This is a genomic window from Blastococcus mobilis (genome assembly GCF_900188025.1).
GTDB classification, from domain to species: Bacteria; Actinomycetota; Actinomycetes; order Mycobacteriales; family Geodermatophilaceae; genus Blastococcus_B; species Blastococcus_B mobilis.
In genome coordinates this window covers 61,212-81,701 of the sequence record NZ_FZNO01000007.1, presented here as the reverse complement: position 1 = coordinate 81,701, position 20,490 = coordinate 61,212, and the positions used below count along the sequence as shown (strand labels likewise).

Below are 20,490 nucleotides of genomic sequence, written 5' to 3'. Positions count from 1 at the left end.
GGGCGCACGGGGGACGAGCGTCAGCGAGGAGAACCAGTGACCACCGTCGAGGACCGTCCCGCAGGCAGTGAGACCGCCGACCTGAAGCCGCGCAGCTTCGAGGTGACCGACGGGGACTCCAGGGCTCCCGCCCGCGCCATGCTCCGCGCGGTGGGCATGCAGGACGAGGACTTCAGCAAGCCGCAGATCGGCGTCGCGTCGTCCTGGAACGAGATCACCCCCTGCAACCTCTCCCTGGACCGGCTGGCCAAGCGGGCCAAGGAGGGCGTCCACGCCGCCGGCGGATTCCCGCTCGAGTTCGGCACGATCTCGGTCTCCGACGGCATCTCCATGGGGCACGAGGGCATGCGTGCCTCGCTGGTGTCCCGCGAGGTCATCGCCGACTCGGTGGAGACGGTCATGTTCGCGGAGCGGCTCGACGGCTCGGTCCTGCTGGCCGGCTGCGACAAGTCGCTGCCCGGGATGCTGATGGCCGCCGCCCGCCTCGACCTCGCCAGCGTCTTCCTCTACTCGGGCTCGACGCTCCCCGGGAAGCTCGGCGACCGCGACCTCACGATCATCGACGTCTTCGAGGCCGTCGGAGCCTGCGCGCGGGGGCTGATCAGCCGCGACGAGCTCACCGCCATCGAGAAGGCCGCCTGTCCCGGCATGGGTTCCTGCGGCGGCATGTACACCGCCAACACCATGGCCAGCGTCGCCGAGGCGCTCGGCATGGCGCTGCCCGGCAGCGCCGCCCCGCCCGCGCCCGACAGCCGCCGCGACGCCTTCGCGGTCGCTTCCGGCGAGGCCGTCGTCAACCTGCTCCGCAAGGGGATCACCGCCCGCCAGATCATGACCCGCGAGGCGTTCGAGAACGCGATCACCGTCGTCATGGCGCTGGGCGGCTCCACCAACGCCGTCCTCCACCTGATGGCGATCGCGCACGAGGCCCAGGTCGAGCTCTCGCTGGAGGACTTCAACCGGATCGGCGACCGGACCCCGCACCTGGCCGACGTCAAGCCCTTCGGTCGTTACGTGATGACCGACGTCGACCGGATCGGCGGTGTCCCGGTGGTGCTGCGCGCGCTGCTGGACGCCGGCCTGCTGCACGGGGACGTGCTGACCGTCACCGGCAGGACGATGGCCGAGAACCTGGCCGAGATCGCCCCGCCGGACCCGGACGGCGCGATCATCCACGCGATGAGCGAGCCGATCCACAAGACGGGCGGGCTCACCATCCTGCGCGGTTCGCTGTCCCCGGACGGGGCGGTCGTGAAGTCGGCCGGCTTCGACACCGACGTCTTCGAGGGCACCGCACGGGTCTTCGACGGCGAGCAGGGCGCGATGGACGCCGTCACCGAGGGCACGCTGAAGCCCGGCGACGTCGTCGTCATCCGGTACGAGGGCCCGAAGGGCGGGCCGGGGATGCGGGAGATGCTCGCCGTCACCGGCGCGATCAAGGGCGCCGGCCTGGGCAAGGACGTGCTGCTGCTCACCGACGGCCGCTTCTCCGGCGGCACCACGGGGTTGTGCATCGGCCACGTCGCCCCGGAGGCCACCGACGGCGGGCCGATCGCCTTCGTCCGCGACGGCGACGCGATCCGGCTGGACCTGGCCGCGCGCACGCTCGACCTGCTGGTCGACGACGACGAGCTGGCCCGCCGCCGGGAGGGCTGGACCCCGCTCCCGCCGCGCTACACGACCGGCGTGCTCGGCAAGTACGCCAAGCTCGTCGGCTCGGCCGCCCACGGCGCGATCTGCGGCTGAGCAGCCGCGGGGAGCACCCCCCGGACGGGTGAGGCGGGCGCGGGGCGGCTCGATCGGCTCGGTGCGGGTGCCGACAGGACGGTGTGGACTCCCGTCGATGGTGGTTGCTCGCCGCCGCGCTGCCGGTCGCGCTCGGGTGCGCACTGGCCGCCGCGCATCCTGAGCTGCGCCTCGCGGGCGAATATGCCCTGATCGGCGCCGGGCTCGTGGCCGGCGGGGTGCTGTGGTCGTCCGCTGCCCGTACGGCGCGACCGCGCACGTGGCGGCTGCTGTCCGCGGCGTCGCTCCTGCCCGCCGCCGGTGCCTTGCTCGCCACCGTCGTCGGTCCGGCCGACCCGGTCCACGCGACGGTGCTCCGCTGGGTGCCCGCCGTGCCGGGGTACGTCATCGCCGTCATCGCCGTCCTGGGCCTGGTGGACCGCCGCCGGCTGCGCTCAGGACCCCGGGTGGCGGTCGAGGTGGGGCTGTTCCTCGTGGCCTGCCTGGTCGTGGTCGGGCTGCTCGCCGTGGGGCCGGACGGCCGCTGGCCGGCGTCCGGCCTGACCGAGCTCCTGGTCCCGGGGACGGCTGTCCTCGCCACCTCCGCCACGATGGCCGTCGCACTGACGCTGCTGGGCGTCGTCGAGGCCGGCCGCCGGTCCATGGCGGTCCTGCTCCTCGTCGGGGCCGTCCTCCTGACCCTCGGCCCGTGGCTCGGCACCCCCGCCCTGCTCCCGGGCGTGGCCGTCCCGGTGGGGGTGTCGCGCTTCCTCGTCGTGGCCGGGCTGTTCGCCCTGGCGCTCGCGGTGCTGGCCGATTCCCAGGGAACTCCCGTGGCCCCCCGCGACGGGGCCCACGAGCCGCGGCCCGGCGGCCACGCGGGCTCCCTGCTGCCACATCTCGCCCTGCTGATGGCGCTGGCCACGTGCGGCGCCGTCGTGATGGCGGGAGGGCGCCTCGCTCCGGGCACGATCGCCGGTCTGGTGGTCTGCGCGGTCCTCGCCGCTGTGCACCGCTGGCTCACGGCGTGCGAGGAACAGCGCCTGGAGGCCCGCCTGCGGCGCAGCGAGGCCTACTTCCGCTCGGTGGTCCGGTCCGCGAGCGACGCCGTCGTGGTCCTCGACGACGACCTGCGCGTCACGTGGGCGTCCCCGGCCCTCGGCCGCGCCCTCGGTGAGGCAGCACCGGCACTCCTCGGCCGGCCGCTCCTGGAGTCCGTCCACCACGACGACGTGCCGGCGCTGGCCGCGGTGCTCCCCGTCGCCGGTGCCGTGCCGGCCGAGGCTCCTGCGGTCAGCGGCCTGCTGACCCTGCGGCTGCCCGACGCGGCGGGGGAGTGGCGCTGCCTGGAGGCGGGCGTCACCGACCTGCGCGGGGACCCGGACGTCGGCGCCGTCGTCCTGCACTGCCGGGACATGACCGAGCGCCAGGCGCGCGAGCAGGCCCTGCAGGCCATCGCCCACACCGACCCGATGACCGGTCTCCCGAACCGCGCCGGCGTCCGCGAGGCCCTCCAGCGAGCCGCGACCGACCCCGGGCACGCGCCCACGACGCTGCTGATGATCCAGCTGGTCGGGTTGGCGGCGGCCCGGGAGGACGCCGGCCGCGAGACCGTGACCACGGCGATGACCGAGGTCGGCCGCCGGCTGCGCGCCACGGTCCGCGGCGAGGACACCGTCGCCCGGATGGGGGGCGGAGCCTTCGCGGTGCTGGCCCACGGCGCCGACGCCGACGCCGATCGGCTGGCCGACCGCTGCCTGTCGGTGGTGGAGCAGCCGATCCCCACCCCCGGCGGGATGATCGAGCTCACCGCGGTCGTCGGCGTGGTCCCCGTCGAGCACGGGCTCGGCGTCGATGCGCTCCTCGACCGGGCCGACCTCGCCGTGCGGGCCGCCGATGAGGCGGGGCCGGGCACGGCCCGCCGCTACCAGGACGCGCTCGGCGAGGCCGCCGCGCGGCGCGACCTGCTCCGCTCCGACCTGCGGTGCGCTCGGACCCGCGAGGAGCTCTTCCTGCTGTTCCAGCCGATAGTGTCGCTGGAGCAGCAGCGGATCACCTGCATCGAGGCCGAGCTGCGATGGCGGCACGAGACGCTCGGCGAGATCCCGCCCGGCGACTTCATGCCGCTCGCCGAGCGCACCGGCCTGATCGGTGATCTGGTCCGCTGGGGCCTGGAGCAGGCCGCTGCCGCCGCCATCGACCTGCCCTCGACCGCTGCGCCGTTGCGCATCGCCATGAAGGTCCCCGTCGGCCACCTCTCCGGCGGCACGCTGGTCTCCGACGTCGAGTCCGCGCTGCGCGCCACCGGTCTGTCCCCGGAGCGGCTGGTGCTGCAGATCAGCGCGCCTGCCGTCATGTCGGACGACGAGCGGCTCGGCCTCGACGTCTCCAGCCTGCGTCTCATGGGTGTGCACGTCGCGCTCGACGGCTTCGGCGGCGGCTCCTCGGCGCTGGCCCACCTGACCCGGCTGCCCATCGACGTGGTGAAGCTCGACAGATCGCTCATCACCCGCATCGACCGCGATCCGCAGAGTCGGGCGCTGTGCGAGTCCGTCATCGGCATCGGCCGGGCGCTGGGCCTTGACGTCGTCGCCGAGGGGGTGGAGACCACGGCCCAGCTCGCTGCTCTCAGGGGGTTCGGCTGCGACTTCGCCCAGGGGTTCGTGATCGCCCGGCCCATGCCGCTGGCGGGCATCGCCGCGATGGTCGCCGACGGTGACGGCGTGCTCCTGCCCGGCCTGGCAGGCTCCCGGTGAGCCTTGCCGTCGCGCCGGGGGGCGTGGCTTCGCAGCCGGTGTGGCCGCGCACGCCGGTCCTCGGGGCGTTGACCGCGGTCGCCGTCGTGCTGGACGCCCAGCTCCTCGTCCGCCCGGAGTGGAACGCGCGCACGGCCCCGGCCGTTCTGTCGGGCGTCACGGTCCTGGTGGGAGCGCTGGTGCTGCGGCACAGCCGGCGGACCGCTCAGTTGTCCGCCCTCACCTGGCGGGCGTTCGCCGCCATCGCCGGCCTCCTGGCGCTGGGCCACCTCGTCCGCGCGGTGACCGGCGTGGGGGTGAACCCCCCGGAGGTGGGTCCGTCGGACCTCTCGCTGGCGGCGACGGCTCCGATCGCGGTCTTCCTGTGCATCCGGCTCGCCCGGTCCACGGGCGCACGCGTCCGCGTCCAGGTGGTCCTCGACGCCGCGGTCGCGCTGACCGCGCTGGGTGTTCTCCTGCAGCTCTTCGTCCCGCTGACGACCCGCCCGGACGGGAGCGTGGCCCACCCCCTCCTGACGATCGGCTACCCGGCGGTGTGCGCCGTGCTGGTCGCGGCCGGTCTGGTCGCGTTCGCCGGGGTCTCACCGCCACGGCGGACGGCGGCGGGCTGGATGCTGCTCTGCTTCGCCTCGCTCGCGCTGACGCTGGCCTGCGGCGCCCTCGCCGTCACCCGCCCGGCGCCCGCGCTGGACGCCGTCGCGAGCACCGCCTACCTGGCCATCCTGGGCGCGGCCACGCTCGCGCTCGCCGCGGACCCCGGCCCGAAGGCCCGGGCCGAGGAGGCGGCCGTCGCGGTGCCACTGGCCGGCGTCGTGGTCAGTTACTGCCTGGGGTCGGGCGTCCTCCTGCTGCTGCTCGGTGGTCTGGCCGCCGGCCGGCCGATCGCCCCCGGCGAGGCGGTCACCGTCGTGGTGCTGATGGCGCTGACGCTGATCCGCACCCTCGTCTGGGCGGCCGACGGTGCCCGGCTCACCCGGCAGGTGCTGCGCACCGAGGCCTACTTCCGCACCCTCGTGCACCGGTCCGCCGACCTCACCGTGGTCCTGGACGGCCACGGGCAGGTGACCTGGGCCGCCGCGGCCGGCCCCGCGACGCCGTCCTGGTCGGTCCGCGACCTCGAGGGCCGGTCGCTGCGGGACCTCGTCCACGAGGACGACCGCTACGAGCTGCACCGGGCCCTCGACGCGGCCGTGGACGACATCGACGGTCGAGGTCCGGTGTTCCGGCTCCGCGGGCGGGACGGCACCTGGCGGCAGTTCGAGACCGTCCGGACCGCGTCGTCCGCGGGCCTTCCGGGTGCTGCCGGCTCCGCACCCGGTCTGCGGTACGGGGGCCCCGATGCTGCCGGCGACGGCCTGGTGCTCCACCTGCGCGACGTCGCAGGGCGGCAGAGGACGGAGCTCGAGCTCGAGCGGCTCGCGTACACCGACTACCTCACCGGGCTGCCCAACCGGGCCCGCCTGATGGCGGCCCTCGCCACCGCCCGCACGCGGGCGGCGAGCGGGCAACGGGCCAGCCTGCTGCTGCTGGACCTCGACGGCTTCAAGCCGGTCAACGACATCGCCGGGCACGAGGCGGGGGACCACCTGCTGATCCAGGTGGCCGACCGGCTCCGTGCCACCGTCCGCGACGGCGACCTGGTCGGCCGGCTGGGTGGTGACGAGTTCGCCGTCCTCGTGGGCGACAGCCTGGAGGAGGCGAGGGCGCTGGCTGAGCGGATCGTCGCCGACCTGCGCACCGTTCGGCCGGCCGCCGACGTCGAGGGAACCGCCCCCGGCGTGGTCGCGACCGGCGTCGTCTTCGACATCTCGGGGAGCATCGGCGTGACCGAGCTCGACCCGGCCGACGACGTCCCGACGACGGTCCGCCGCGCGGACCTCGCACTGCGCGCCGCCAAGACGGCGGGCAAGAACTGCGTCCGGACCGCCGGGCACGCCATCGACAGCGCCATGGGGCGGCGGGCCCGGCTGGCGCGCGATCTCCCGGTCGCGCTCCAGCAGGAGCAGTTCCGCGTGGTCTACCAGCCGGTGGCGAGCACCGAGGACCGCCGGATCGTCGGCCTGGAGGCCCTGGTGCGGTGGGACCACCCCGTGCTGGGAACCGTGCCGCCCGACGAGTTCATCGCCCTGGCCGAGGACGACGGGCTGATCGTCCCGCTGCAGCGGTGGGTGCTGCGGCGCGCGATGGCCGATCACGCCGCACTGCTGGCCGACGGCTGGCAGCTCCAGATGGGGATCAACGTGTCGGTCCGCCACCTCCAGGCCGGCTGCCTCGCCCCCGACGTCGCGCAGGCCATCGCGCACTCAGGGGTGCCGCCGGAGAGGCTGGTGCTCGAGGTCACCGAGTCGGTCATGCTCGACGCCCGCGACCGGCTGGAGAGCGATCTGGCCGGGCTGCGGGAGATGGGCTGCAAGATCGCGCTGGACGACTTCGGCCGGGGCTACTCGTCCCTCGCCTATCTGGCCCGGCTGCCGGTGGACGTGCTGAAGATGGACCGCGAGTTCATCGCCGACATCGAGCGGGACCGCCGCGCCGCCGCGCTCGTCAGCACCGTCGTCGAGCTCGGACGCACCCTCGGTATGGACGTCGTCGCGGAGGGAGTCGAGACCGGCGGCCAGCTGGCGGCACTGCGGGGGATGGGCTGCCACTACCTGCAGGGCTGGCTGTTCGGCCACGCCGTTCCGGTGGAGGACCTGGGTCCCCTGCTGGCTGCCTTCGATCCCACGGTGCTGGACGTCAGGGGCGCAGAAATGGACCCCGGTGTCCACATCGTGGGACAGCTTGGTTGACGACGCCGTCCGGCGAGGCGCACAGTGTGCAGGTGCCCAGCACCTGCCTGCTTCTCGACCGCTGCTACCGCAGCCTCGTAATCGCCTAGCGCGCCGGTCCTCGACCGACGCGCTGACCCCTCCGTGCCTGTGGCACGAGGGGTTTTTTGTTGCCCGGAGCCCCACCGCTCGCCCCGCCCCACCCGTCACGTGCAAGGCCAGGAGAACGCCGAGATGACCACCACCCCGAGCGAGCACGCCGCCCGTGAGACGTCCCGGGACGCCGCCACCCGGGACGCCGCCGCCTCGCTGACCGGTGTCGAGACGACCGCGCGGTCCGTCGCCGAGGCCGCCACCGAGCCGGCGACGGGCATCACCGGGGCGCAGAGCCTCGTCCGCTCCCTCGAGGCGGTCGGCGTCGAGGTCATCTTCGGCATCCCCGGCGGCGCGATCCTGCCCGCCTACGACCCGCTCTTCGACTCGAAGGTCCGCCACGTCCTGGTCCGGCACGAGCAGGGTGCGGGGCACGCCGCCACCGGTTACGCGCAGGCCACCGGCAAGGTCGGCGTGTGCATGGCCACCTCCGGCCCGGGGGCGACCAACCTGGTGACGCCGCTGGCCGACGCGCACATGGACTCGGTGCCGATGGTGGCCATCACCGGCCAGGTGCCCAGCCATGCCATCGGCACCGACGCCTTCCAGGAGGCCGACATCCGGGGCATCACCATGCCGGTGACCAAGCACAACTTCCTCGTCACCGACGCCGCCGAGATCCCGCAGCGGATCGCCGAGGCGTTCCACCTGGCGTCCACCGGCCGTCCCGGGCCCGTGCTGGTCGACATCCCGAAGGACGTCCTGCAGGCCACCACGGACTTCTCCTGGCCGCCGCGGCTGGACCTGCCCGGCTACAAGCCGACCACCCGCCCCCACGGCAAGCAGGTCCGGGAGGCCGCGGCCCTGATCGCCGGTGCCCGCCGGCCGGTCCTCTACGTCGGCGGCGGCGTGCTCAAGGCGCACGCGACCGAGGAGCTGGCCGAGCTGGCCGCCCTCACCGGGGCCCCGGTCGTCACCACGCTCATGGCGCGGGGCGCCTTCCCCGACAGCCACCCCCAGAACCTGGGCATGCCCGGCATGCACGGCAACGTCACGGCGGTCACCGCGCTGCAGAAGGCCGACCTCCTGGTGGCGCTGGGTGCCCGGTTCGACGACCGCGTGACCGGCCACCTGGCGAGCTTCGCGCCCGACGCCCTCGTCGTCCACGCCGACATCGACCCGGCGGAGATCGGCAAGAACCGCAAGGCCGACGTGCCGATCGTGGGCGACGCCAAGGAGACCATCGTCGCGCTCTGCGAGGCGCTCCGCGGCGAGCAGGCGGCCGGCCGGCCCGACCTGACGACCTGGTGGGCACAGCTCGACGACTGGCGGCAGCGGTACCCGCTCGGCTACGACTGGCCGGAGGACGGCTCCCTGTCCCCGCAGTACGTCATCGAGCGGCTCGGTGCCCTCGCCGGTCCCGAGGCCATCTACGCCGCGGGGGTCGGGCAGCACCAGATGTGGGCGGCCCAGTTCGTGAAGTACGAGAAGCCGGGCACCTGGCTCAACAGCGGTGGCCTGGGCACCATGGGCTACGCCGTCCCGGCGGCCATGGGCGCCAAGTACGGCCGCCCGGACACCACCGTCTGGGCGATCGACGGCGACGGCTGCTTCCAGATGACCAACCAGGAGCTCGCGACCTGCGCCATGGAGGGCATCCCGATCAAGGTCGCCGTCATCAACAACGGCAACCTCGGCATGGTCCGGCAGTGGCAGACCCTGTTCTACGAGGGCCGCTACTCCAACACGAGGCTGCACGCACGCAACCCCGACGGAACGCCGAAGCCGGTCCGGATCCCCGACTTCGTCACGCTGGCCGAGGCCCTGGGTTGCGTCGGTCTGCGCTGCGAGACCAAGGAGGACGTCGACGCGGTGATCGAGAAGGCCATGTCGATCAACGACGCCCCGGTGGTCATCGACTTCGTCGTCGGGCACGACGCCCAGGTGTGGCCGATGGTCGCCGCCGGGGCCAGCAACGACGACATCCTCGCCGCGCGTGACGTGCGCCCGGTCTTCGGCGACGGACAGGTATAGGACCCCCGTTCCCCCCACCCCTCGCTCCGCTCGGGGCGGGCCCCTGAACGGGGGCCGTCACGGTGCCAGTGGTCCTCTGAAAGGAACCTTCTGCAATGAGCCGCCACACGTTGTCGGTGCTGGTCGAGAACAAGTCCGGGGTGCTGGCCCGCGTCTCGGCGCTGTTCAGCCGCCGCGGGTTCAACATCGAGTCCCTCGCCGTCGGCGCGACGGAGAACCCCGATCTCTCCCGGATGACGATCGTCGTCGACGTGGAGAGCCAGCCGCTCGAGCAGATCACCAAGCAGCTGAACAAGCTCGTCGAGATCATCAAGATCGTCGAGCTGGATGCCGCTGCCGCCGTCCAGCGCGAGCTGTTGCTGGTCAAGGTGCGGGCACCGATGGCCGAGCGCACGCAGGTGCTCCAGACCGCGGAGCTCTTCCGCGCCCGGGTCGTCGACGTCAACCCCGACACCGTGACCCTGGAGGCGACCGGCACTCCGGACAAGCTGCAGGCGCTGCTCGCCGTCCTCACCCCGCTGGGCATCAAGGAGATGGCCCAGTCGGGCACCGTGGCCCTGGGCCGCGGCCCCCGCGCCATGTCCGGCGCGGGTACGTTGCGCCCGGTCGAGCGCAGCGCCTGAACCACCCGGGCCGAAGTGGCCACTTTGGCCTTTCACCTACCGAAGGGAACCGCAACGCACATGGCCGCCGAGATCTTCTACGACGACGACGCCGACCTCTCGATCATCCAGGGGCGCACCGTCGCCGTCCTGGGCTACGGCAGCCAGGGGCACGCGCACGCCCTCTCGCTGCGCGACTCCGGTGTCGACGTTCGCGTCGGCCTGCCCGAGGGCAGCACGAGCCGGCCCAAGGCCGAGGCCGAGGGCCTGCGGGTCGTCACCCCCGCCGAGGCCGCCGCAGAGGCCGACCTGATCATGATCCTTGCGCCGGACCACGTGCAGCGGACGCTGTACGCGGAGTCGGTGGAGCCCAACCTGCAGGACGGCGACGCGCTGTTCTTCGGTCACGGCTTCAACATCCGGTTCGGCTACATCAAGCCTCCGGCCGGCGTCGACGTCGCCATGGTCGCCCCCAAGGGCCCCGGCCACCTGGTGCGTCGGGAGTTCGAGAACGGCAAGGGCGTGCCCTGCCTCGTCGCCGTCGAGCAGGACGCGAGCGGGTCGGGGCTGCAGCTGGCGCTGTCGTACGCGAAGGCCATCGGCGGCACCCGCGCCGGCGTCATCAAGACGACGTTCGCCGAGGAGACCGAGACCGACCTCTTCGGTGAGCAGGCCGTGCTCTGCGGCGGCGCGAGTGCGCTGATCACCGCCGGGTTCGAGACCCTCACCGAGGCCGGCTACCAGCCCGAGGTGGCCTACTTCGAGTGCCTGCACGAGCTGAAGCTGATCGTCGACCTGATGTACGAGGGCGGCATCGCCAAGCAGCGCTGGTCGGTGTCCGACACCGCCGAGTACGGCGACTACACCTCAGGCCCGAAGATCATCGACGCCCGGGTGAAGGCGGCGATGGGCGACGTCCTCGCCCGGATCAAGGACGGCTCCTGGGCCGCCGAGTTCATCGCCGACCAGGACGCGGGGGCACCGGACTTCAAGCGCCGGCGTGCCGAGGCCGAGGCGCACCCCATCGAGGAGACCGGCCGGAAGCTCCGCGGCCTGATGAGCTGGGTGTCGGCGTCCGACGACTACACCGGCACCGCCGCCCGTAGCTGAGACGGACGAAGTGCCCCGTCACCTCGCGGTGACGGGGCACTTCGCGTCTGCGCGTCCGGTCAGGCGCCGTGCTTCGGCGACGGACCCCACCGGTTGGTGCCCGGCTCGCTGTCCTGGCAGGCGAAGACGATCAGGACGATCACGCCGACCAGGGGGATGAGGCCGATCAGGATCCACCAGCCAGACTTGCCGATGTCGTGCAGGCGCCGCACGCCGACCGCGAGGCTCGGGATCAGCAGGCCCAGGGTGAGGATCAGGGACAGGATCGAGACTCCGAGCGCCGTGTCGACGATCGAGGCGACGACGGAGGCGATGACGGAGGCCAGCATGAACCACCAGTACTCCGAGCGCCGTGCCCGTCCCGAGAAGGTGGCGTACTGGGACAGCACGCTGCGTACTGCCTCGGCCATGCCCATCTGTCCGGCGGGAGCTGCGCCTGCGTACGCGGGCGCCGGGGCGTAGCCGGCGGGCGGCGGCGGAGGCGTGCCCCAGCCGGGCTGCCCCTGGGGGGCGCCGCCCTGCGGATAGGTGGGGTCGGAACCGGTGGGGTTCGTCATGGGCGGCATTCCTCCTGGTCAGACACCCGGCCGACGTGGCCGAGCGATGGCGCGCGGAGTCTATGGCCGGCGTGGGACGTGGCGTGACCTACGACACGAACCTGAACCCGCCCGGGGGACGACGTCGGGGGAGGCGACCGACGGAGGTCTCAGCCGCGCCGGCGGGCGCGGTGCACCGCGAAGTACTGCGCCGACGACCGCACCGACAGCAGGACGACGATCGCGATCGCGGCCACGAGGAACAGCAGACTCCAGACGACGCCGCCCGCGCCCGAAGCCCTGTCACTGATGCTGGCGAGGAACCCGACCAGGGTGAACAGGACGGCGATCGAACCTCCGACGATCAGCAACACCCGGCTCCGGCCGGTCAGTGCCCAGACCGAGCCCCAGATGGTGACGACCGTCCAGATCCCCAGCAGCAGAGCGAACAGGATCACGATCGCGAAGATGCCCGTGGCCGCGTCGTCGTCGGTCAGGGATCCGAAGACCGACGACGCAGCCGAGCCGGCCACGAACGTCAGCAGCGTGACGATGACCCCGAAGGCACCGAAGACGAACCCCAGGACCGCCGCGGTGACCACGGTTCCGGGCCTGGCCGGCTGTCCGGAGCCGTACTGCCCGTACGCCGGAGCCTGTTCGTACTGCTGGCCGTAGGCGGGCTGCGTGTACTGGCCCCCGTAGGCCCCCGGCGCCGGGTACTGCTGCCCGTAAGGCGGTTGCCCGTACTGCTGCTGGCCGTACTGCGGCTGCCCGTACCCCGACTGGTCGTACGGGGGCTGCCCGTACTGCTGCTGGCCGTACTGCTGCTGGCCGTACTGCTGTTGGCCGTACTGCGGCTGCCCGTACCCAGGCTGGTCGTACGGGGGCTCGCCGGAGGGCTGCGCGGGCTGGCCGGAGCCGGGACGGCCCTGGTCATCGGACTGGCTCATGATCTCCTCCGTCGGCGCCGGCGTCCCCGACTCCCACAGCCAGGATGTCCGGGCGGGCGGACGGGCACAAGCGCGTGACCCCCGCCGTCGACGGGGCCGCCGTTCGCCGGTGCGGTGTCGTCCCACTGTGCGGACGCTCCTAGGCTGTCGCCCTGTGACCACGACCATGCCCGTCGTCCTGATCGCCGAAGAGCTCGCCCCGAGTGTGCTGGAGGTACTCGGCACCGACGTGGAGATCCGGCACGTCGACGGTGCCGACCGTGCCGCCCTGCTGCCGGCCCTGGCAGACGCGGCGGCGGTGATGATCCGCAGCGCCACCCAGATCGACGCCGAGGCACTGGCCGCCGCGCCGAACCTCAAGGTCGTCGCGCGGGCCGGCATCGGACTGGACAACGTCGACGTCTCCGCCGCCACCGAGCGCGGCGTGATGGTGGTCAACGCGCCGACGTCGAACATCGTCAGCGCCGCCGAGCACGCCGTCGCGCTGCTGCTCGCGGCGGCCCGGCAGATCCCGGCCGCCGACGCCTCCCTGCGCGAGGGGGCCTGGAAGCGGTCGAAGTTCATGGGCGTCGAGGTCACCGACAAGACCGTCGGCGTCGTCGGCCTGGGGCGCATCGGCGTCCTCGTGGCGCAGCGCCTGGCGGCCTTCGGTGTCAACCTCATCGCGTACGACCCCTACATCCAGCCCGGTCGCGCAGCCCAGCTGGGGGTGCGACTGGTTCCGCTGGAGGAGCTCCTCCGCGAATCGGACTTCATCACCATCCACCTGCCGAAGACCCCCGAGACCCTCGGTCTGATCGGTGCAGCGGAGCTGGCCACCACCAAGCCGGGCGTCATCATCGTCAACGCCGCCCGTGGCGGCCTGGTCGACGAGGAGGCGCTGGCCGACGCGCTGAAGTCCGGGCAGGTGCGCGCCGCGGGTATCGACGTGTACGCCAAGGAGCCCACCACCGACAGCCCGCTGTTCGGGCTGCCCAACACCGTCGTCACACCGCACCTGGGCGCCTCCACCACCGAGGCGCAGGACAAGGCCGGCACCGCCGTCGCGCGGTCGGTGCGGCTGGCGCTGCAGGGCGACTTCGTCCCCGACGCGGTCAACGTCCAGGCCGGCGGCGTCGTCGCCGAGGACGTCCGGCCGGGTCTGCCGCTCGCCGAGAAGCTCGGGCGGGTGTTCACCGCTGTCGCCGGGGGGCTGGCGCAGTCGGTGAGCGTCGAGGTGCGCGGCAAGATCGCCGAGTTCGACGTGTCGGTGGTGCAGCTCGCGGTCCTCAAGGGCGTCTTCTCCGATGTGGTCGAGGAGCAGGTGACCTACGTGAATGCGCCGCTGCTGGCCGAGCAGCGGGGCCTGGAGGTGTCGCTGGCCAGCGACATCGAGAGCCCCGACTACCGGAATCTGATCACCGTGCGCGGTGCCATGGCCGACGGCACGCAGGTGACCGTCTCCGGCACCCTCTTCGGCAAGAACCAGGTGCCGAAGCTGACCGAGGTCGACGGCTTCGACATCGACCTGGACCTCTCGGGCTACCTGCTGTTCTTCATCTACACCGACCGCCCGGGCGTCGTCGGCACCGTGGGCGCGGCCCTCGGTGAGGCCGGGATCAACATCGCCGGCGCGCAGGTCAGCCGGACCACACGCGGAGGTGAGGCGCTGATGGCCGTCACGGTCGACAGCCCAGTGCCGTCCGAGCTGCTGGGCGACATCGCCGGCCGGATCGGGGCCCGTGAGGCCCGGTCCGCCGACCTGAACCCGCTCTGACCTAGTGTCGGTGACCATGCGCCTGGCAGTGATCGCTGGAGACGGGATCGGTCCCGAGGTGGTGGCCGAGGGGCTGAAGGTCCTGCGGGAAGTGGCTCCCGACGTGGAGCCCACCCACTACGACCTGGGCGCCATGCGGTGGCAGCGCACCGGCGAGCTGCTGCCGGACACGGTGCTCGAGGAGCTCCGCGGGCACGACGCGATCCTGCTCGGCGCGATCGGCGACCCGAGCGTGCCGCCGGGCATCCTCGAGCGCGGGCTGCTGCTGCGGCTGCGGTTCGAGCTCGACCACCACGTCAATCTCCGCCCGGCGCAGCTGTTCGACGGCGTGACCAGTCCGCTGGCCGACCCCGGGCCCATCGACATGCTCTGCGTGCGTGAGGGGACCGAGGGCCCCTACGTGGGGAACGGCGGCGTGCTCCGCAAGGACACTCCGCAGGAGGTCGCCACCGAGGTCAGCCTCAACACGGCGTTCGGTGTCGAGCGGGTGGTGCGCTACGCCTTCGAGAAGGCCGTCGCCCGGCCGCGCAAGCACCTCACGCTGATCCACAAGACCAACGTCCTGACCCACGCCGGCGGGCTCTGGTCACGCACGGTGGAGGAGGTGTCCGCCGAGTTCCCCGAGGTGACCGTCGCCTACCAGCACGTCGACGCCGCCTCGATGTTCTTCATCACCGATCCGGGCCGCTACGACGTCATCGTCACCGACAACCTGTTCGGCGACATCGTCACCGACATCGCGGCCGCGGTGACCGGCGGCATCGGTCTGGCGGCCAGCGGCAATCTCGACGCCTCCGGGATCAACCCGAGCATGTTCGAGCCGGTGCACGGCTCGGCGCCCGACATCGCCGGGCAGGGCATCGCCGACCCGACGGCCACCGTGCTGTCGGTGGGCCTGCTGCTCGAGCACCTCGGTCGCACGGAGCAGGCGAAGAAGGTCAACGCTGCCGTCGCCTTCGACCTCTCGACGCGGGCACCCCAGGGCCCGGTCCGCACCACCGAGGTGGGCGACCGGCTCGCCGCCCTCGCCTCGGGCTGAACCCGCCGAGAGGTCCCGCGACGGGCATCGACGCCGCCGCCGCATCCACCGAAGGGCGCTGCCGGTCGACGGCATCCCCGGGGCTGATCGACGTCGGTGACGTGTGGCAGGTGCGACGCGCGGTCGGCGACGCTGTCGTCGACGAGATCTCCGGCGACGTGCAGGTCCGCCCCAGGTCGACTGGAGCCGCGAGCAGGGCATCGGCCACCGTCCGCCCTGAGCGCGAACACGGCTGTCCGCCCCCGGCGTCGTCCGTGCTTTCATGTGGCGATGCACACCGTCGGCACGATCATCATCAGCTAGCGCGCAGTCACCTTCCCGACTGCGCGCAGACCTCCCGTACCCGGGGGGTCTTTTTCGTGTTCGGGCCTTCATCACCGCACCGGGAGAACACCATGTCCGCCGATGTCACGGCCGCCAGCACCAGCAGCTTCCACGTCTTCGACACCACCCTGCGCGACGGCGCCCAGCGCGAGGGCGTGAGCTTCTCCGTCGCCGACAAGCTGGCCGTCGCCCGGTTGCTGGACGACATCGGAGTCGGCTTCATCGAGGGCGGCTGGCCGGGGGCGCTGCCCAAGGACACCGAGTTCTTCGCCCGCGCCCGGACCGAGCTGAAGCTCCGGCATGCTCAGCTGGTCGCGTTCGGGGCGACCCGCAAGGCCGGAGTCCGCGTGGAGGACGACGCCCAGGTGCGGGCGCTGCTGGATGCGGAGACCCCCGTCGTCTGCCTGGTGGCGAAGTCCCACGTGCGGCACGTCCGGGAGGCGCTGCGGACGACGCCGGAGGAGAACCTGGCGATGGTGGCCGACACGGTCACCTTCCTCGTCGGCCACGGCCGGCGCGTGTTCCTGGACTGCGAGCACTTCTTCGACGGCTACGCCGCCGACCCGGACTACGGGGTGCGGGTGCTGGAGACGGCGTTCGCCGCGGGGGCGGAGGTCGGCGTCCTCTGCGACACCAACGGCGGGATGCTCCCGATGGGGGTCGGCCGGGTGGTCGCCGACGTGCGGGCGCGCACGACGGGCACGCTGGGCATCCACTGCCAGGACGACACCGGCTGTGCGGTCGCGAACTCCCTCGCCGCGGTCGAGGCGGGCGTGCGGCACGTGCAGGGGACGGCCAACGGCTACGGCGAGCGGGCCGGCAACGCCGACACGTTCGCGCTGATCGGCAACCTGGTGACCAAGATGGGGTTGCCGGTCGTGCCGGCCGAGTGCCTGCCCGAACTGCAGCGGGTGAGCCACGCGATCGCCGAGCTGGCCAACATCGCCCCCGATGAGCACCAGCCCTTCGTCGGCGCCTCCGCCTTCGCCCACAAGGCCGGTCTGCATGCCAGCGCCATCAAGGTGAGCCCGGAGCTCTACAACCATCTGGACCCGGCCGTCGTCGGCAACGACATGCGCATCCTGGTCACGGAGATGGCCGGCCGCGCGTCCGTCGAGCTCAAGGGGCGGGAGCTCGGGATCGAGCTCGCGGGACAGGGCGACGCCGTCGGCCGCGTCGTCGACAAGGTGAAGGTGCTCGAGGCGGACGGCTGGTCCTTCGAGGCCGCCGACGCCTCCTTCGAGTTGCTCCTGCGGGGCCAGCTCCCCGACGCGCCGCCGCCGCTGTTCGAGCTGGAGAGCTACAAGACCTCCGTCGAGCACTGGGGCAACGGCGTCGTCGTCAGCGAGGCCACGGTGAAGGTCCACCTGCTGAACGAGGACGGCACCCGCGAGCGCGTCATCAGCACCGGCGAGGGGAACGGCCCGGTGAACGCGTTGGACAACGCGCTGCGGCAGGCGCTGGTCGGCCGGTACCCCCAGCTGGCCGACGTGTCACTGGCCGACTACAAGGTCCGCATCCTCGGATGGAAGGGCGGCACGAGCGCGACCACGCGGGTGCTCATCGACACGACCGACGGGGTGGGGGAGTGGACGACGGTCGGGGTCCACTCCAACATCGTCGAGGCCTCGTGGCACGCGCTGGTCGACGCGCTGACCTACGCCGTCCTGCATCGCCGGCGATGACATTGTCGGCCTACCGGCCGACACCGCCGCCAGGTGCCGTCCCCCTGCCACGCAGAGCCCTTTCGTCGCGCCTGCGCGGAACCCTCCGGGCCCCACTCGGCGCGACACGGCTCAACGTCACCAGCTGCCGTCCCCCTGCCACGCGGAGCCCTTTCGTCGCGCCTGCGCGGAACCCTCCGGGCCCCACTCGGCGCGACACGGCTCAACGTCACCAGCTGCCGTCCCCCTGCCACGCAGAGCCCTTTCGTCGCGCCTGCGCGGAACCCTCCGGGCCCCACTCGGCGCGACACGGCAGTCAGAGCGGGTCGAGACGTTGCTCGAGCAGGCAGAACTGGTTCCCCTCCGGGTCGGCGAGCACGTGCCAGCCCTCGTCCCCCGTCTGGCCGACGTCCGCCCGCGTGGCGCCCAGCCCCAGCAGCCGCCCGAGCTCCTTCTCCTGGTCGCGGTCCGTGGCGTTGAGGTCGATGTGCAGCCGGACCTTGCCCGGCGTGGGGTCGGCCACCGGGGCGAACACCAGGGTGGGCGCTGCGCCGCCGAACCCGACATCGGGCCCGATCTCCACCTCGCCGTCCTCCCGGCCCAGGACCCGGTAATCCAGGACGGCGGCCCAGAAGGCGGCGAGCGCCTCGGGGTCGCGGCTGTCGACGACGAGCTCGGAGAAACGGCAGGCCATGGGCGCGAACCTTAGGGGTCGGGGGGCCGGACTAGCCTCGGGGCGTGCGCATCGTCCGTTTCGCCTCGCCCCAGGGCATGTCCTTCGGCGTCCTCGACGGGGACGGCCAGGTCGCCCAGATCGAGGGCCACCCCTTCGGCCGGATCTCCTTCACCGGCGCCCGCCATGCCCAGGCCGACATCCGGCTCCTCTCGCCGATCCTGCCCAGCAAGGTGGTGTGCGTCGGCAAGAACTACGCCGCGCACATCGAGGAGATGAAGGGGCTCACCGGGGACGCCCCGACCGAGCCCCTGCTGTTCCTCAAGCCCTCGACCGCCGTCATCGGCCCGGGTGACGCCATCCGCATCCCGCCGGGCAGCACCAACGTCCAGCACGAGGTCGAGCTGGCCGTCGTCATCGGTGCGCGCGGCGCCCGCAACGTGACGCCGGAGCAGGCCACCGCCAGCATCTTCGGCTACACGATCGGCAACGACGTCACCGAGCGGGACATGCAGAAGAGCGACGGGCAGTGGACCCGCGCGAAGGGCTTCGACTCCTTCTGCCCGATCGGCCCCTGGATCGAGACCGACCTCGGCGCGCTGGGCCTGGACCCGGCCGACCTCGAGGTCTCCTGCGCCGTCGACGGCGAGGTCCGCCAGCAGGGCCGCACGAGCCAGCTGATCTTCGACGTGCCGACGCTGATCTCCTACATCTCGCAGGTCATGACGCTGCTGCCCGGCGACGTCGTCCTCACCGGTACGCCGTCCGGCGTGGGGCCCATCCGCCCCGGACAGCGGGTCGAGGCCACGATCCAGGGCCTGGGGACGCTGGCCAACAGCGTCGCGGCAGCCGAAGGCGTCTCCACCGCGGCTGGCGCGCGATGAGCGCCCCGACCGGTTCCTCCGGGGTCCGCACTCGCTTCTGCCCGTCCCCGACGGGCCTCGTCCACGTCGGCCTGATCCGCACGGCGCTGTTCAACTGGGCCCACGCCCGGCACGCCGGCGGGACCTTCGTCTTCCGCATCGAGGACACCGACGCCGCCCGCGACTCCGAGGAGTCCTACCGGCATCTGCTCGACAGCCTGCGCTGGCTCGGACTCGACTGGGACGAGGGCCCGGAGGTGGGCGGCCCGCACGGGCCCTACCGCCAGTCGGAACGGCACGACCTCTACCGGGAGGTGGCGGCGAAGCTGCTCGCGGCGGGGCACGCCTACGAGTCCTTCTCCACCAGCGAGGAGGTCGACGCCCGCCGACGGGCCGCCGGCCAGGACCCGAAGCTGGGCTACGACAACCACGACCGGTTCCTCACCGAGGCGCAGAAGGCCGGCTTCCGCGCCGAGGGCCGGACGCCGGTGCTGCGTCTGCGGATGCCCGACGAGGACCTCGTCTGGACCGACCTCGTCCGTGGCGAGGTCCGGTTCGCCGCCGGCGCCGTGCCGGACTTCGTGCTGGTCCGCGGCAACGGTGCGCCGCTGTACCCATTCGTCAACCCGGTGGACGACGCCCTGATGGGTATCACCGACGTCCTGCGCGGCGAGGACCTGCTGCCGTCCACCCCCCGGCAGCTGGCGCTCTACGCGGCGTTGACCGACATCGGCGTGGCCGCCGGGACGCCCCGGTTCGGGCACCTCCCGCTGGTGACCGGCGAGGGCACCAAGAAGCTGTCGAAGCGCGATCCCACGTCCAACCTCGACGTCTACCGGGAGCGGGGGTTCCTCCCCGAGGGGCTGGTCAACTACCTGGCGCTGCTGGGCTGGTCGATCGCCGAGGACCGCGACGTCTTCTCGCTGGCGGAGATGGTCGAGGCCTTCGACGTCACCCGGGTGAGCGCCAACCCGGCGCGGTTCGACCTCAAGAAGGCCGAGGCGATCAACGCCACGCACCTGCGGGCGCTGCCCGTGGACCAGTTCGTCGCCGCGGTGACGCCGTTCCTGGCCGGTGCCGGGCTGGTCGGCGACCCTCTCACGCCCGAGCAGGACCGGGTCCTGCGGGCCATCGCGCCGATGGCCCAGGAGCGGATGATCGTGCTCTCCGAGGCGGTCGGGCTGCTCGGCTTCCTGTTCGTCGAGAAGGTCGACGTCGACCCGGCCGCCGCCCAGAAGCAGCTCGCGGGCCCGGCGGCCGCCGAGGTCCTCGACGCCGCGACGGCGACCCTCTCGGAGCTGGCCGACTGGTCGACCGCGGCCATCGAGGAGGCCCTGAAGACGGCGCTGGTCGACGGGCTGGGCCGCAAGCCCCGGCAGGCCTTCGGCCCCGTCCGCGTCGCCATCAGCGGCCGCACCGTCTCACCGCCGCTCTACGAGTCCCTCGAACTCCTCGGCCGCGAGCGCACGCTGGCCCGGCTGACCGCCGCGCGCGCCATGACCGAGGACGCGCCCGGCCCGTCGGTCGGATGACCGATCCCCGGGTCGAGCCGGCCGAGGTGTACGAGGGCCCGCCCCCGACGCGGCGCCCCGAACCT

The 20,490-nt window shown here is 72.8% G+C and carries 14 protein-coding genes; 11 read left to right on the top strand and 3 right to left on the bottom strand.

Annotated elements, in window-relative coordinates; translation table 11 throughout:
• The first annotated feature begins 36 nt into the window (after positions 1–36).
• The 6 genes from ilvD (at position 37) to ilvC (ending at position 11,088) form a co-directional block, all read left to right on the top strand.
• The gene (gene ilvD / locus CHB94_RS08150; RefSeq protein WP_089336079.1) at positions 37–1,746 is read left to right on the top strand and encodes a dihydroxy-acid dehydratase; all 1,710 of its coding nucleotides are present in this window, start codon (positions 37–39) and stop codon (positions 1,744–1,746) included.
• Positions 1,747–1,829: 83 nt separating this feature from the next.
• Positions 1,830–4,481 carry a putative bifunctional diguanylate cyclase/phosphodiesterase gene (locus tag CHB94_RS08145; protein WP_141137450.1) on the top strand — a complete coding sequence of 884 codons (2,652 nt, stop codon included), beginning with the start codon at positions 1,830–1,832 and terminating at the stop codon, positions 4,479–4,481.
• A 23-nt stretch (positions 4,482–4,504) separates the two neighbouring features.
• The gene (locus CHB94_RS08140; protein ID WP_089336077.1) at positions 4,505–7,270 is read left to right on the top strand and encodes a putative bifunctional diguanylate cyclase/phosphodiesterase; all 2,766 of its coding nucleotides are present in this window, start codon (positions 4,505–4,507) and stop codon (positions 7,268–7,270) included.
• Between the two features lie 213 nt (positions 7,271–7,483).
• The gene (locus CHB94_RS08135) at positions 7,484–9,376 is read left to right on the top strand and encodes an acetolactate synthase large subunit (RefSeq protein ID WP_089336076.1); all 1,893 of its coding nucleotides are present in this window, start codon (positions 7,484–7,486) and stop codon (positions 9,374–9,376) included.
• Between the two features lie 95 nt (positions 9,377–9,471).
• Entirely contained in the window at positions 9,472–9,999 is a 528-nt protein-coding gene (gene ilvN, locus CHB94_RS08130; RefSeq protein WP_089336075.1) for an acetolactate synthase small subunit, read from the top strand.
• A 60-nt stretch (positions 10,000–10,059) separates the two neighbouring features.
• Positions 10,060–11,088, top strand: a complete 1,029-nt coding sequence (ilvC, locus tag CHB94_RS08125; protein ID WP_089336074.1) for a ketol-acid reductoisomerase — start codon at positions 10,060–10,062, stop codon at positions 11,086–11,088.
• Positions 11,089–11,147: 59 nt separating this feature from the next.
• On the opposite strand, the gene CHB94_RS08120 is transcribed toward ilvC, so the two are convergent.
• Positions 11,148–11,645 carry a DUF805 domain-containing protein gene (locus CHB94_RS08120; protein WP_217899224.1) on the bottom strand — a complete coding sequence of 166 codons (498 nt, stop codon included), beginning with the start codon at positions 11,643–11,645 and terminating at the stop codon, positions 11,148–11,150.
• Between the two features lie 149 nt (positions 11,646–11,794).
• Positions 11,795–12,574 (bottom strand): hypothetical protein, encoded by a 780-nt coding sequence (locus CHB94_RS08115; protein WP_089336073.1) that lies wholly within the window; start codon positions 12,572–12,574, stop codon positions 11,795–11,797.
• 154 nt (positions 12,575–12,728) lie between these two features.
• Between CHB94_RS08115 and serA the strand changes: the two genes are divergently transcribed.
• The 3 genes from serA to cimA all read left to right on the top strand — a co-directional run bounded on the left by serA (position 12,729) and on the right by cimA (position 17,378).
• Positions 12,729–14,330 carry a phosphoglycerate dehydrogenase gene (serA, locus tag CHB94_RS08110; RefSeq protein ID WP_217899223.1) on the top strand — a complete coding sequence of 534 codons (1,602 nt, stop codon included), beginning with the start codon at positions 12,729–12,731 and terminating at the stop codon, positions 14,328–14,330.
• A gap of 16 nt (positions 14,331–14,346) precedes the next feature.
• Positions 14,347–15,369, top strand: coding sequence for a 3-isopropylmalate dehydrogenase (locus CHB94_RS08105; RefSeq protein ID WP_089336174.1), 1,023 nt, complete (start codon positions 14,347–14,349; stop codon positions 15,367–15,369).
• A gap of 395 nt (positions 15,370–15,764) precedes the next feature.
• Positions 15,765–17,378 (top strand): citramalate synthase, encoded by a 1,614-nt coding sequence (gene cimA, locus CHB94_RS08100; RefSeq protein WP_089336072.1) that lies wholly within the window; start codon positions 15,765–15,767, stop codon positions 17,376–17,378.
• Positions 17,379–17,673: 295 nt separating this feature from the next.
• Here the strand turns inward: cimA and CHB94_RS08095 are convergent, their stop codons facing one another.
• Positions 17,674–18,051 (bottom strand): VOC family protein, encoded by a 378-nt coding sequence (locus CHB94_RS08095; RefSeq protein ID WP_089336071.1) that lies wholly within the window; start codon positions 18,049–18,051, stop codon positions 17,674–17,676.
• 44 nt (positions 18,052–18,095) lie between these two features.
• Here CHB94_RS08095 and CHB94_RS08090 point away from each other — a divergent pair, with 44 nt between their 5' ends.
• Both CHB94_RS08090 and gltX read left to right on the top strand, forming a co-directional pair.
• Positions 18,096–18,914: a fumarylacetoacetate hydrolase family protein gene (locus CHB94_RS08090; protein WP_089336070.1), complete on the top strand. Its 819-nt coding sequence runs from the start codon at positions 18,096–18,098 to the stop codon at positions 18,912–18,914.
• A complete protein-coding gene (gltX, locus tag CHB94_RS08085; RefSeq protein WP_089336069.1) occupies positions 18,911–20,425 on the top strand; it encodes a glutamate--tRNA ligase in 1,515 nt (504 codons plus the stop codon). Before CHB94_RS08090 ends, gltX begins: the two co-directional genes overlap by 4 nt.
• The last annotated feature ends 65 nt before the right edge of the window (positions 20,426–20,490 follow it).